Here is a 12,907-nt window from a genome sequence, read left to right as displayed (position 1 = left end):
GTCCTCTCTGCTTTTTCGAGCTGAGCCGTAACGCGCGGATATCGATAAGGTTACAGCACCCGCAGGCTCGGCCCCCGCGGCCCCGGCGCCGGCATGAGGTCGGTCACGGCCCACACCAGCGCATCCGCCCGGTCCGGACTGGCCCCGCCCGCGTCCTCGCCGCCCAGCCCCATCAGCTCCTCCTCCAGCGCCTCCAGCCCCGGCGCATGCGCGACCCGCCCCTGCTCGTACAGCGCCGCCACAGGCTCCGCCCGCGCGACCTTGCCGACCGAGGCGTGCACCCGCCGGATCGTGACCGACAGCCCCGAGGCCTTCAGCACCGCCTCCGCCATCGCCCCGCCGTTGTTGGCCTCCACCACCACCCGCGTCGCCCCGTGCGCCTCGACCGCCCGCCGCACCCGCGCCGCCCAGCTCTCGGGCGACAGCCCCGTCCGCGTCCAGTCGGCCAGCACCACGACCCGGTCCCCGCGCCGTCCGGCCACGACGATCCCGCAGGCGTCCCGCGCCCGCCCCGACAGCGTCCCCGCCGGCGGGTCGACGGCGACGACCACGCGGTCGAACCCGCCTTCCCACTCAGCTCCCAGAGCTCTCGCCCCCTCGATCATCTCCGCCGTGAACAGCGCCCCCGCATCGTCCAGCACCCGCCCTTCCAGCTCCTGCGCCGCCCGTCGCGTGCCGCCGTACAGCCCCTCCATCGCCGCCAGAAACCCCGGCGCGAGGTTCCGCGCATTCTCCCGCGTCGCCGCATCCGTCCGCGCGCAGCCGTCCCCGGCCAGCACCCGCCGCAGACTCGCCCGCGGCTTCGGCGTCGAGGTCAGAACCAGCCTCGGCGCCGCCCCCAACCGCAGCCCCAGCCGCAGCATGGCCAGCGTCTCTTCCGGACAGTCCCAGGCGCAGAACTCATCCCCCCAGGCGGCGTGGAACTGCGGCCCCCTCAGCCGCTCCGGCTCCCCGGCCGAGAACAGCAGCCCGACGGCCCCGCCCGGAAACGTCACCCGCCGCAGCGACGGCACATAGCGCGCGCCCGCCCGATACGGCAGCCGCAGCAACCCCGACGGCCCCTCCACCATCACCGTGCGCGCGTCGTGCAGCGTCGGCCCGACCAGGGCGATCCGCCCGCCGGGCCCCAGCCTCTGCGCCGTCTCCCACACCCACTCCGCCCCCGCCCGCGTCTTCCCCGCCCCGCGCCCGCCGAGGAAGACCCAGGTGGTCCAGTCCCCCGCCGGCGGCCGCTGGCCTTCATGCGACGCCGCCCGCCACGACAGCGCCGCGCGCCCGTCGCGGCCCAGCGCCCGCAACAGGGCCCCCCCATCCTCGCTCAAGCCCCGCTCCCGCCGTCCTCCGCCAGCCCCAGCCGCTCGCACAGCACGGCCATGGCCGCCGCCTGCGCCGCCGCGTCGGCGGCCTCTTCCGGCGAGCCGCTGCCGTCCCGTCCCGCCAGCGCCGCCAGCGCCCCGGCCAGCTTGACCCAGTCCGTGGCCGCATGGGCGTCCCCGGTCCGCATATGCGCCACCGCCCGGTCCAGCGCCTCGCGCGCCGCCCCCGCCCGCGCCTCGTCGGTCACCCCCGCCAGCGCCTCCTCCAGCAGCACGGCCCGCCCCCGCGCCGACCCGTCCAGCGCCGATCCCGACCCCAATCCCAGCCCCGGGCCGATCGCCGGCGGCGGCGCCGGCTCCACCGCCCCGCGCGCCTCGGCCGCCTCCAGCTCGGCGTCGGCCGCTTCGGCCAGGTCCTTGCGCCGCCAGCCCTCCTTCCGGGCCCGCGCGGCTATGGTCCGCTCGCCCGCGCCATAGCGGTCCGACAGCCACGGCGCCGAGGCCCCCGCCGCATACTCCCGCGCGATCCGCGCCCACATCCGCGACCCCAGCATCACATGCCCCCGCGCCCGCCCCTGCGGCGCCGTCCCCTCTCCGATCCCGTTCCCCGTCCCGTCCATCGTCCCGTCCATCGCCCCGCGCCCCTCCCTGTCCGCCGCATGGACCCGGAGTCTGGACCACCCCGCACATGCGGCGCGCAAATGACGCTGCCGGCCCGGAAAAACCGTTTCCGATCAAGCGATCGGCCCGCCGAATTGCTATGTCTGGCGGCGAAATGTCAGCATTTCAGCAGGGACGGCGGCGACGGCCGGAATCGCGCTCCGCCGATTGCGGTTCATGCGGTCGCCGGTTCCGGAGCGAGCAGGACCGCAAAGACCGCCAATCAATCCTCCCCCAACGGGGGAGGGGGACCGCCGGAACGGCGGTGGAGGGGTGCCTCCACGCACCGCCCGTCTCCTCCCTGTCACGCAGCGATGGGGAGGGGGACCACGCGCAGCGTGGTGGAGGGGGCCTGACGCCCGCACAGCTCTCACTTACCCCCTGAGCAAGTCGGCGCGCCCCGCGCGCCCGACACGCCCAGCCCCGGTCGCCCGACCCGGCGCGGGTCAAGGACAGGCCGTCCCGGCCTGCCGCGCGAGCGGCGCGCAGCGTCCTTGAGGCGCGCCGGGGCGGGTGGCCCCTGCCTGCGTTTCCTCACCATGCAATGAGAGCGGACCGCGGCGGTGGAAGAGGATGATCCCGCACCTTTGGGCGGAGCAGGAACAAATGTGGTACAAGCAGTTGTTCGACCGAGTCGGTCGTCCTAGGAGGACCCGCAAGTGACGAAAATTAGAGGCCAGAACGACGGGCCGGGCGGTCGTAACGAGCACTACGATATTGGCTCCAGAATCGGCGTGCCTCGACGCAACGTGGTGGCCGAAATCAAGCGAGGGGAGCATCCCGGCGCTCATGTGGTCAAAATCAACGACCGCGAGTATGCACGCGATAATCCGGACGCCTCGACCAAAGACAACGTCAACGGCGGCAAGTAACTCCCACATCGCCGGACCATTGTGGAACGCGCCGCCACATCCCGGGAATGGCGAGAGGTTGGAGAGGGATCGCGACGCTGTTACTTCCGCTGAATGAAGCCGCTCAACGACCGTACGACGGCCGCGATGGCCAAGGTCAGACAGGCCCGAACGACGCCCGAGGAGCGTGTGGCCGAAGCCCTCCGCGACCTCGGGCTCGCCTACAGGCGCAACGTGAAAACCCTCCCCGGCAAGCCGGATTTCGCCAACCGCTCCAAGGGCTGGGCGATCCAGGTCCACGGCTGTTTCTGGCATCAACACGACTGCAAGCGTGGGACGATGCCGACCCACAATCGTGTCGAATGGGAAGCGAAGTTTCTACGGAACAAGCAGCGCGACGCTGAGGTCGAGGCCCGCCTGGCCGAATCCGGACTTCGGGTCGTGATCGTTTGGGAGTGTGAGACGAAAGACTCAGTCGCGCTGAAGAACAGGCTGGGCGCCTATTTGCAGTAGGTAACGCCACCTTCACCCACAATCTGTAGACGGCAACCGGTTGACACGGGTTTTACGTTCGCGTTTTGTTTACAGGCATTCTCTGCGAGACCATGAGCCATGACCCTCCGTTTGATTGACCTGTTCAGCGGCGCCGGCGGTATGAGCCTGGGCTTCTGCGACAAGCGATTTTGTGGTGGCTTCACCACCGTTCTGGCGCTCGACAATGACGCCGCCGCCGTGAAGACCCACGAGCTGAATTTCCCGGGTCGGGCCGTGCAGGCGAATATCGAAGAGTGGCTCCTCCACAATGAAGTGCCGCAGGCCGACGTCGTCATCGGCGGCCCGCCCTGCCAAGGCTTCAGCCTGCTCAACAAGAAGCGCGACGGCGACGCACGTCGTGCATTGTGGGAACCTTTCATCGAGATCGCCGAGCGCTCGGGCGCCCGCGTCTTCGTCATGGAGAACGTCGCGGAACTCTACCGCTCTCCCGAACGTCAGCTGATTGAGGCCAAGGCCCGTCAGCATGGTTTCCAGACCCAGGCGACGATCGTCAATTCCGCCGACTACGGCGCGCCGCAAACCCGCAAGCGGACGATCATTCTCGGCTGGCGCGAAGCGTACAATCTGCCCAGCTTCCCGCCGCTGCCCAGTCATGCCGACCCCAAGCTGAAGAGCAATCTTCCTCGCTGGCGCACGGTTCGTGACGTCATCGCCGACCTGCCCTTCGCGACCATCGGAACGGAGATCGGGTCGCGGAAGACGCTGGACCTGCACTTCGGCCGGACTCCGACGGACAAGAGCCTCCAGCGCTATCGGGCCGTCCCGCCCGGCGGCAATCGCTTCGATCTTCTGGCCAACCGACCTGACATCACGCCTGACTGCTGGGTGCGCAAGACCAGCGGCGGCACCGACCTGTTCGGACGCCTGTGGTGGGACCGCCCGTCGGTCACGATCCGGACGGAATTCTACAAGCCGGAGAAGGGGCGCTACCTCCACCCGGAGGCTGACCGGCCGATCAGCCACCGCGAAGCCGCGCGCCTGATGGGCTTCCCGGACGATTTCAAATTCCACGGGACCAAGGTCGAGGTAGCCCGACAAATCGGTAACGCAGTGCCGCCGCATCTCGCTGGAGCACTAGCCACCACCGTTCGCTCTATCCTTGTGCCGATGGCCATGTCCGCTTAAGCGGAGGGCATGGGGAGAAGATCTAGGCAATACAAGAGCGTGCCTGCTGCCGCCGCTGCGACGGCTGCCTCGCTTCAAGAATTTGCCCAACTAGACACTTCGCTTCCTCTTCGCGAAAAGGTGCGGACCCTCGCCCCGGTAGCCTATGGCGTGAGGGACATTGGCAGCAGCTTGATGCCGGGTCATCGTTCGGGGTTCGCCCGCATCCTGGAATACCTACGGCAGCACGTCGGGCAGATCGTCCCGGAGTCCGAGCTCTTTGTTGTGGCGGGGATCGATGACTGGGCAAGACGCCTGAGAGAGCTCCGGGTGGAGCACGGCTGGCCGATCTATTCTGGAATGACATTCAGGCAAATCGCCGCTGAAGATCCCGACCAGCAGGCGAGCATCGAAGCGCATCTTGGTTTTCCCGTCTCGGGACTGCGACCAGAAGAGTACGTTCTTCTAGAGGACGCCCCCGACGCTTTCGCGGCCGCACACTGGAAGCTTCTAAAATCACTGCGAAATTCGAAGGCAAGCCTGCAAGATCGAATGCTGTCCCTGCTTCGACAGAGCGTCGGCCAACCAATCTCCGGTGAGCAGTTTCGATATATTGCGGGAAAAGCGAACGAGTGGCCTCGGCGACTGCGGGAACTTCGCACCGAACAAGGCTGGCCTGTCCAGACGCGGATGCAGGGTCGGTTGGACCTCCCGGTAGGGTCATATGTCCTCGTCGAAGACCGACAAGCACCTCCGCATGATCGGAAGATTTCCGACTCTGTCTGGAGTGAAGTTCTCAAGCGTGACCAGTTCCGGTGCCGCTTCTGCGGGTGGTCGAGAGCCGATAGTCATCCTGACGACCGAAAGCAGTTCCTTGAGCTCCACCATCTCATCGATCATGCCGCCAAAGGGCAAAATACTGCAGGAAATTTGGTGACTCTTTGCAATGTGGATCATGACGATGTCCACGCCAAAAGGATCAGCCTGCCTGCCGGTTGGCCATGAAAAAAGGCGGGCCCGTCTCCAGACCCGCCCTCTCCTCACAAACCTATCACTGCCGAGATTAGGGCAATCGTCATCCCCAACGCCCGGATGATAGCCGCAACATCGACCTTTACGTCGATGGTCACAGTTCTCTTGGGTTTCATTAGGGTGTCCCATATTTAGGGCCACCTGAACCGGAGGAGTTGAGAGCGAAGTTCAAAACCCCAGTTGGACTGGGTTAGAACGCTTCCCGGTTTCGCTACATCAACACCAACATCGGCCGCCTGAGATCGTGGTAGACTCGGGAAGCGGAGAAAGCTTAGCACTGCGTGCTCTCTCACCCAAATCGCGGTTCCGTGATTTCCTTCACAAGGTCCAGCGGTCGGCCTTGCTGAGCTACCCCTTGGAGCAATGGCATCCACGAGCGGCTAGCGGATGCCGCGCCTAAAAAAGGGCGGCCCCGTCCCCGGAGCCGCCCTCTTCTGTCTCAGCTTAAACCGCCGAGCGACGCGGACTTAAAAGTCCATATCGCCCATGCCGCCCATGCCGCCGCCGCCCATGCCGCCGGCGCCGCCGGCCGAGGCCTTCTTCGGCGCATCGGCAACCGCCGCTTCCGTCGTGATCAGGATCCCCGCCACCGAGGCGGCGTCCTGCAGGGCGGTGCGCACGACCTTGGCGGGGTCGATGACGCCGGCCTGGATCATGTCGACGTATTCCTCGGTCTGGGCGTTGAAGCCGTAGGTGGCCGAGGGGTTTTCCAGCACCTTGCCGACGACGATGGAGCCTTCGACGCCCGCGTTCTCGACGATCTGACGGATCGGGGCCTGGATGGCGCGGCGGATGATGGCGATGCCGGCGGTCTGGTCGGCGTTGTCGCCTTTCAGACCTTCGAGCGCCTTGGTCGCCTTCAGCAGGGCGATGCCGCCGCCGGGGACGATGCCTTCCTCGACCGCCGCGCGGGTGGCGTTCAGGGCGTCGTCGACGCGGTCCTTCTTCTCCTTGACCTCGACCTCGGTCGAGCCGCCGACGCGGATGACCGCGACGCCGCCGGCCAGCTTGGCCAGACGTTCCTGCAGCTTCTCCTTGTCGTAGTCCGAGGTGGTGTCCTCGATCTGCTTCTTGATCTGGCCGATGCGGGCCTCGATCGCGTCCTTCTCACCCACGCCGTCCACGATGGTGGTGTCGTCCTTGGTGATGGTGACCTTCTTGGCCTTGCCGAGCATGTCGAGGGTGACGTTCTCCAGCTTGATGCCGAGGTCTTCCGAGATGACCTGGCCGCCGGTCAGGACGGCGATGTCCTCCAGCATCGACTTGCGGCGGTCGCCGAAGCCCGGGGCCTTGACGGCGGCGACGCGCAGGCCGCCACGCAGCTTGTTGACGACGAGCGTGGCCAGGGCCTCGCCCTCGATGTCCTCGGCGATGATCAGCAGCGGGCGGCCCGACTGGACCACGGCTTCCAGGATCGGCAGCATCGACTGCAGCGACGAGAGTTTCTTCTCGTGCAGCATGATGAGCGGTTCTTCAAGTTGAACCTCCATCTTGTCGGCGTTGGTGATGAAGTACGGGCTCAGGTAGCCGCGGTCGAACTGCATGCCTTCAACAACGTCAAGTTCAGTCTCGGCGGTTTTCGCCTCCTCAACTGTAATGACTCCCTCGTTGCCGACCTTTTCCATGGCCTTGGCGATCATGTCGCCGACTTCCTGGTCGCCGTTGGCCGAGATGGTGCCGACCTGGGCGATCTCGGAGTTGGCGCTGACCTTGCGGCTGGAGGCCTTGATGTCGGCCAGCACGGCCGTCACGGCCTTGTCGATGCCGCGCTTCAGATCCATCGGGTTCATGCCGGCGGCCACGGCCTTGAGGCCTTCCTGGACGATCGACTGGGCCAGGACGGTGGCGGTGGTGGTGCCGTCGCCGGCCTTGTCATTGGTCTTGGAGGCGACCTCGCGGATCATCTGGGCGCCCATGTTCTCGAAGGCGTCCTCCAGCTCGATCTCTTTCGCCACCGAGACGCCGTCCTTGGTCGAGCGCGGGGCGCCGAAGGACTTCTGGATCACGACGTTGCGGCCCTTGGGCCCCAGGGTCACCTTGACGGCGTTGGCGAGAACATTGACGCCGCGCAGCATCTTTTCGCGCGCGTCGGTGGAGAACATGACTTGTTTGGCGGCCATCGGGCAGCTCCTTGAAGAGTGTGTGGGGAGTGGAAATCAGACGCGGGTGCTTACGACAGCACGCCCAGCACGTCCGATTCCTTCATTATAATCAAATCGTTACCGTCGATCTTGACTTCCGTGCCCGACCATTTGCCGAACAGGATGCGGTCGCCGGCCTTCAGGTCCATGGGGACGTGCTTGCCGTCCTCGTCGCGGGCGCCGGGGCCGACGGAGACGACTTCGCCTTCCTGGGGCTTTTCCTTGGCCGAGTCGGGGATGATGATCCCGCCCTTGGTTTTGGATTCTTCCTCAACGCGCTTGACCAGCACGCGGTCGCCGAGCGGACGAAACGCCATTTGTTGTCTCCCTGAGAGTGTGTCTTGAGGCCCTCCCGCGCGGCTTTTGGCAGCCGGAACGCGAGAGTGCTAACGGCGGGCAGATAGGGGGGTGGAACGGGTGCGTCAAGGCGCGCCGCCGCAATGAGGTTGCGAAATCGTCTGGCGTATCCGTGGTCGTCGTCCGCTGGCCGCTGACGCCGCTCAGCGGCTCGCCAGGACCCAGCTGGCCTCGACCTGGCGCGCGAACAGCGGGCGGGCGCCGCGCACCCGGGTGCGCCAGTCGCGGCCCCGTCCGTCCTGCCCCAGCAGTTCGCCCAGCTCCGCCCGGACCCGCTCCCGCGCCTCGCCCGGCCGGCCGTGGCGGATCAGGAAGCCGGCGTGCTTCCCGGCCCCGGCCATGGCGTCGGCGTGGGCGGGCGGCAGGCGCGTGGAGGCGATCGCCAGGGCGCGTCCGTACAGGGCCTCGGCCTCTTCGGCCCGGCCCAGCCGGTCCAGCACGGCGGCGTAGCCCTCGATGGTGTCCAGCAGATCCGGGCTGTCGGGGCCCACCCCGCGCTCATAGACCGCCAGCCCCTCCCGGAACGGCGCCTCGGCCTCGGCCCAGCGGGCCTGGTCGGACAGGGCGTAACCGAGGTTGGCCCGGGCGACGCCGGTGAAGGGATGGCTCGGCCCGACGATCTCCAGCGCCAGGTCCAGCGCCCGCCGGAACGACGGCTCGGCCCCCGCGCCGTCCCCCGTCACATGCAGGAACCAGCCCTGGTTGGTCAGGCACTGGGCCAGCAGGACCGGATCGTCAGCCTGTTCCGCGATGGCCACCGCCCGCGCGTAGAGCGGCGCGGCCTGATGCGCCCTCCCGGTGCGGCGCAGGGAGTTGCCCAGGTTCGAGAGCACGATGGCGACGTGAGGGTCGTTCGGGCCGTACAGCACCTCGTACATGCCCAGCACCTGCCGATACAGCGGATCGGCCTCGGCGTGCCGGCCCTGGGCGGTCAGGGCGTTGGCTACCAGGTTCAGGCTGTCGGCGGTCTTCTCGTGCACCGGGCCGAGGTGGTCCCGGCGCAGCGCCAGGCTTTCGCGCGCCGCCGCCTCGGCGTCCTCGTTGCGGCCCAGCAGGTCGTAGGCCCGGGCGCGATCGTAGATCAGCGTCGCCCGCTCGACCGGGTCGGGCGCCGCCGCCCGGTCCAGCAGCGCCAGGGCGCGTTCGAGGTCCGCCAGGGCGCCGTTGTAGTCGCCCTGCTCCAGCTTCAGCCGCGCCCGCACCGCCAGCGGCCGGCTGGCGGCGGCGTCCCCGGGCGACAGCCGCGTCTCCACGACCTTGACGGCGGCGGAGACGGCGGCCTCGGCCCCTGCCGCGTCCCCGGCGGCGAAGCGTTCGTTGGTCAGGGCGATCAGGGCCGCGGCGGCCTTCGCGGCGTCCGGCTCACGCGCCAGAATCTCCGCGATGGCGTCCAGCGCGGAGGGCGCGGAGATGCGGACGTCGGCGGGCGGCGGCGGCGGCGGTGGCGGCGGCGGAGGAGGCGGCGGAGCGGCCACCGGCGGCGGCGGGGGCGGCGGGGGTCGATCCTGGGCCGTGGCGCACGACGCGGTCGCGGCCAGAACCAGAAGGACCAATCCGCACCGCGCCAGATGTCTCACCGCATTCCCCCCGGGGTCGACGCTCATGTTCAACCGTCCGCCCTGTCCTTTGCAAGGCCCGGCGGCATGAACTCCGCATGAACGGACCCTCCCGTTGTTTGCTGGACGGGCCCTGGATCGTCCGCCGCGTGGACTCCGGGGGTCCCGGGGAAATTCCGGATCCGGTCCGTCGGTCGGATTGCGGACTTTCGCGCGGCTGATACGCTGACGGCGTCAGGCGTCGCCAGGGGGAAGCGCGAACATGTCGGCGGCCGAGCTCAGCATCGTCTTCTTCCTCCAGCTGTTCGTGATCGTCGCGGCGGCGCGGCTGGTCGGCTGGCTCGGCAAGCGCTTCCTCGGGCAGCCGCAGGTGGTCGGCGAGATGATCGCCGGCGTCCTGCTCGGCCCGTCGCTTTTCGGCCTGCTCCTGCCCGACCTGAGCGCCATGGTCTTCCCCGCGGAGTCCAGGTCGATCCTCTACGTCGGGGCGCAGCTGGGCGTCGGGCTCTACATGTTCCTCGTCGGCCTCGGCTTCGACCGTTCGCACTTCCGCGCCAACCTCGGCAGCGCGGGCGCGGTGTCGCTGTCTGGCATGGCCGCGCCCTTCCTGCTCGCCTTCCTGCTCGCCCCCTGGCTCCTCTCGGAAGGCCTGTTCAACCCCGAAATGTCGCTCCCCGAGGCCAGCCTGTTCCTCGGGGCCTGCATCGCCATCACCGCCTTTCCCATGCTCGCCCGCATCATCCACGAGCGGGGGCTGTCCAGGTCGCCGCTCGGAACGCTGTCGCTTTCCGCGGGGGCGATCGATGACGCCTGCGCCTGGGGCGTGCTGGCGGTGGTGCTGGCGACCTTCGGGGCCGGCGCGGCGGTGGCGGTCAAGGCCATCGTCAGCGCCCTGGCCTTCGCCGTGTTGATGGTCGGGTTCGGACCCCGGCTGTTCGCGCGTCTCGGCGCGGAGGCCGAGAGGAAGGGCGGGGTCGACAATGCGCTGCTCGGCGTCGTCCTGATGCTGTTCCTGCTGTCCGCCTTCGCGATGGACTGGGCCGGCATGCATGCGGTGTTCGGCGGCTTTCTGCTCGGCGTCGCCATGCCGCGCGGCGTGCTGACCCGCGAGATTCGCGCCAGGCTCGAGCCGGTCACCGTCGTCCTGCTGCTGCCGATGTTCTTCACCTACTCGGGGCTCAACACCCGGCTGGAGGTGATGACCGATCCCGCCCTGTTCGTGATCGCGGCGGCGATCCTCGCGGCGTCGATCCTCGCCAAATTCGGCGCCTGCTGGGCGGCGGCCCGGCTCACGGGGCAGGACAACGCCACCGCGCTCGGCATCGGCGCGCTGATGAATTCGCGGGGGCTGATGGAGCTGATCATCATCAACATCGGCCTGCAGCGCGGGCTGATCGGGGTCGAATTCTTCTCGATCATGGTGCTCATGGCGGTGGTCACCACGCTGATGGCCTCGCCGCTGTTCGAGCTCGTCTATGGCCGCAAGGCGCGCGAGCGCGGCGACCTGGGCGCCCTCGCGGACGTGACCGACGATCCGGACGGCCCACCGGTTCCGGCGCGGACGATCCCCTGAGCGTCCCCGATCGGCGGGGAGCGAGCGCCCCGGATCTCAGACCATCAGCCGCTTCATCAACTCCGCCGTCGACGGGTCCAGACCGGCCGAGGGTTCCCCCGCCGCCACGTCCTTCAGGATCGCCTTCGCCAGCACCTTGCCCAGCTCCACGCCCCACTGGTCGAAGCTGTTGATGTCCTGGATCACGCCCTCGACGAAGGTCTTGTGCTCATAGAGAGCGATCAGGGCCCCGACCGCCTCGGGCGACAGGGCGTCCATCAGGATCGTCGTCGACGGCCGGTCGCCGGGGAAGGTCCTGTGCGGCGCCAGCCGGTCGGCCTCGGCCGCGTCCGCCCCGGCCGCGATCAGCTCGGCCCGCGCCTCGGCCTCGGTCTTGCCGATCATCAGCGCCTGGGCCTGGGCCAGGGCGTTGGACCACAGCGGCGCGTCGCCCTCGCGGGCATCCATGGCGGCTTCGGAGGTGTGGGCGACGACCACGAACTCGGCCGGAACCACCAGCGGTCCCTGATGGATCTGCTGGAAGAAGGCGTGCTGGCCGTTGGTGCCCGGCTCGCCGAAAACGATGGGGCCGGTGGCGGTGTCGACGGGCGAACCGTCGCGCTTCACCCGCTTGCCGTTCGACTCCATCTCCAGCTGCTGCAGGAAGGCGGGCAGGCGGCGCAGGCCGTGGGCGTAGGGCGCGACCGTCCGCGCCTGCCGACCGCGGCCCTCGACATTGTAGATCTGGGCCAGGGCCAGCAGCACCGGGGCGTTCCGCTCCAGGTCCGCCTCGCGGAAATGCTCGTCCATGGCCCGGGCGCCGTTCAGCACCCGCTCGAAAACGTCCCAGCCCAGGGCCACCGTCACCGACAGACTGACCGCCGACCACAGGGAATAACGGCCTCCGACCCAGTCGCGGAAGCCGAAGGTCCGGCCGCAGCCCCAGGCCTCGGCCTTGTCCGGCGCCGCCGTCACCCCGATCAGATGATGGACCATCCGCTTCGGCGAGAGGCTCTCGGCCAGCCACGCCTTGGCCAGATCGGCGTTGGCCAGGGTCTCCTGGGTCGTGAAGGTCTTGGACACCACCACCACCAGAGTGGTCTCCGGATCCAGACCGGACAGGGCCTCGCCCATGTCGCGCGGATCGATGTTGGCCACGAAGCGCAGGTCGATGGTCGGTTCCAGCGGTCTCAGGGCGTCCCACAGCAGGCGGGGGCCCAGATCCGAGCCGCCGATGCCGATGTGGACGATGGCGTTGAACGGCTGTTTCGTTCCGCCGGTCTCGGCGCCCGAGCCGACCTCGGCGGCGAACCGGGCCATCGTCCGGCGGGTCTGGTCGACCCCGGCCGAGACCGGTTCGCCCAGCGCCTCGAAGCTCGCCCCCTCGGCCGCGCGCAGGGCGGGGTGCAGCACCGCCCTGCCTTCGGTGTTGTTGACCGCCTCGCCGGCGAACAGGGCGTCGCGCCGGCCCTCGACATCGCAGGTCCGCGCCAGGTCCAGGGCGGCCTCGAAGCCTTCGGCGCTCCACGACTGCTTCGACAGGTCCAGATACAGGCCCGCCGCCTCGACGCCCATCCGTTCGATGCGGCCGGGGTCCGTCGCGAACTGGTGGGCGATGCGCCCGCCCGCGTCCTTGCGCGCCACGGCGCGAAGCATGTCCAGGGCCTGGGAGCGGGCGGTCATCGGCGGAGCTCGAAGTTCGGAGGGGTAAACCCTCGTTTACGGGTCGGGCGTAAGCCGGTTCAACGCCGAATCCGCGATTCGGCCAAACTATATGAGGTTC

General features: G+C 68.6%; 11 protein-coding genes. 5 read left to right on the top strand and 6 right to left on the bottom strand.

Features of this window, described 5'->3' with window-relative positions; all coding sequences use genetic code 11:
* Positions 1 to 50 precede the first annotated feature (50 nt).
* Together Q8Q71_RS11355 and Q8Q71_RS11350 are read right to left on the bottom strand one after the other, a co-directional pair.
* On the bottom strand, positions 51 to 1,322 hold the full coding sequence (locus tag Q8Q71_RS11355; RefSeq protein WP_305759702.1) for a terminase large subunit domain-containing protein: 1,272 nt from the start codon (positions 1,320 to 1,322) through the stop codon (positions 51 to 53).
* Positions 1,319 to 1,936, bottom strand: a complete 618-nt coding sequence (locus tag Q8Q71_RS11350; RefSeq protein ID WP_305759701.1) for a hypothetical protein — start codon at positions 1,934 to 1,936, stop codon at positions 1,319 to 1,321. The genes Q8Q71_RS11355 and Q8Q71_RS11350 overlap by 4 nt, the downstream gene beginning before the upstream one ends.
* 699 nt (positions 1,937 to 2,635) lie before the next feature.
* Here Q8Q71_RS11350 and Q8Q71_RS11345 point away from each other — a divergent pair.
* The 4 genes from Q8Q71_RS11345 to Q8Q71_RS11330 all read left to right on the top strand — a co-directional run bounded on the left by Q8Q71_RS11345 (position 2,636) and on the right by Q8Q71_RS11330 (position 5,491).
* The gene (locus Q8Q71_RS11345) at positions 2,636 to 2,848 is read left to right on the top strand and encodes a hypothetical protein (RefSeq protein WP_305759700.1); all 213 of its coding nucleotides are present in this window, start codon (positions 2,636 to 2,638) and stop codon (positions 2,846 to 2,848) included.
* Positions 2,849 to 2,941: 93 nt separating this feature from the next.
* Positions 2,942 to 3,340: a very short patch repair endonuclease gene (locus tag Q8Q71_RS11340; protein WP_305759699.1), complete on the top strand. Its 399-nt coding sequence runs from the start codon at positions 2,942 to 2,944 to the stop codon at positions 3,338 to 3,340.
* A 99-nt stretch (positions 3,341 to 3,439) separates the two neighbouring features.
* Entirely contained in the window at positions 3,440 to 4,507 is a 1,068-nt protein-coding gene (locus Q8Q71_RS11335) for a DNA cytosine methyltransferase (RefSeq protein WP_305759698.1), read from the top strand.
* Positions 4,508 to 4,546: 39 nt separating this feature from the next.
* Positions 4,547 to 5,491: an HNH endonuclease gene (locus Q8Q71_RS11330; RefSeq protein WP_305759697.1), complete on the top strand. Its 945-nt coding sequence runs from the start codon at positions 4,547 to 4,549 to the stop codon at positions 5,489 to 5,491.
* 494 nt (positions 5,492 to 5,985) lie between these two features.
* On the opposite strand, the gene groL is transcribed toward Q8Q71_RS11330, so the two are convergent.
* From groL to Q8Q71_RS11315, 3 genes are all read right to left on the bottom strand, one after another.
* Positions 5,986 to 7,638 carry a chaperonin GroEL gene (gene groL, locus Q8Q71_RS11325; protein WP_305759696.1) on the bottom strand — a complete coding sequence of 551 codons (1,653 nt, stop codon included), beginning with the start codon at positions 7,636 to 7,638 and terminating at the stop codon, positions 5,986 to 5,988.
* 50 nt (positions 7,639 to 7,688) lie between these two features.
* Complete coding sequence (groES, locus tag Q8Q71_RS11320) at positions 7,689 to 7,976, bottom strand: co-chaperone GroES (RefSeq protein ID WP_055826756.1); 288 nt, start codon at positions 7,974 to 7,976, stop codon at positions 7,689 to 7,691.
* Positions 7,977 to 8,159: 183 nt separating this feature from the next.
* Entirely contained in the window at positions 8,160 to 9,620 is a 1,461-nt protein-coding gene (locus Q8Q71_RS11315) for a tetratricopeptide repeat protein (protein ID WP_305759695.1), read from the bottom strand.
* Positions 9,621 to 9,834: 214 nt separating this feature from the next.
* Here Q8Q71_RS11315 and Q8Q71_RS11310 point away from each other — a divergent pair, with 214 nt between their 5' ends.
* Entirely contained in the window at positions 9,835 to 11,145 is a 1,311-nt protein-coding gene (locus Q8Q71_RS11310) for a cation:proton antiporter (RefSeq protein ID WP_371315955.1), read from the top strand.
* A 36-nt stretch (positions 11,146 to 11,181) separates the two neighbouring features.
* On the opposite strand, the gene pgi is transcribed toward Q8Q71_RS11310, so the two are convergent.
* Complete coding sequence (gene pgi, locus Q8Q71_RS11305; RefSeq protein ID WP_305759694.1) at positions 11,182 to 12,807, bottom strand: glucose-6-phosphate isomerase; 1,626 nt, start codon at positions 12,805 to 12,807, stop codon at positions 11,182 to 11,184.
* Between the last annotated feature and the right edge of the window lie 100 nt (positions 12,808 to 12,907).

Origin of the sequence: Brevundimonas sp. (genome assembly GCF_030704825.1) — a bacterium.
In the GTDB taxonomy this organism is placed as follows: Bacteria; Pseudomonadota; Alphaproteobacteria; order Caulobacterales; family Caulobacteraceae; genus Brevundimonas.
Note: the sequence above shows the minus strand (reverse complement) of the source record. Positions and strands in the feature narration are given on the sequence as shown.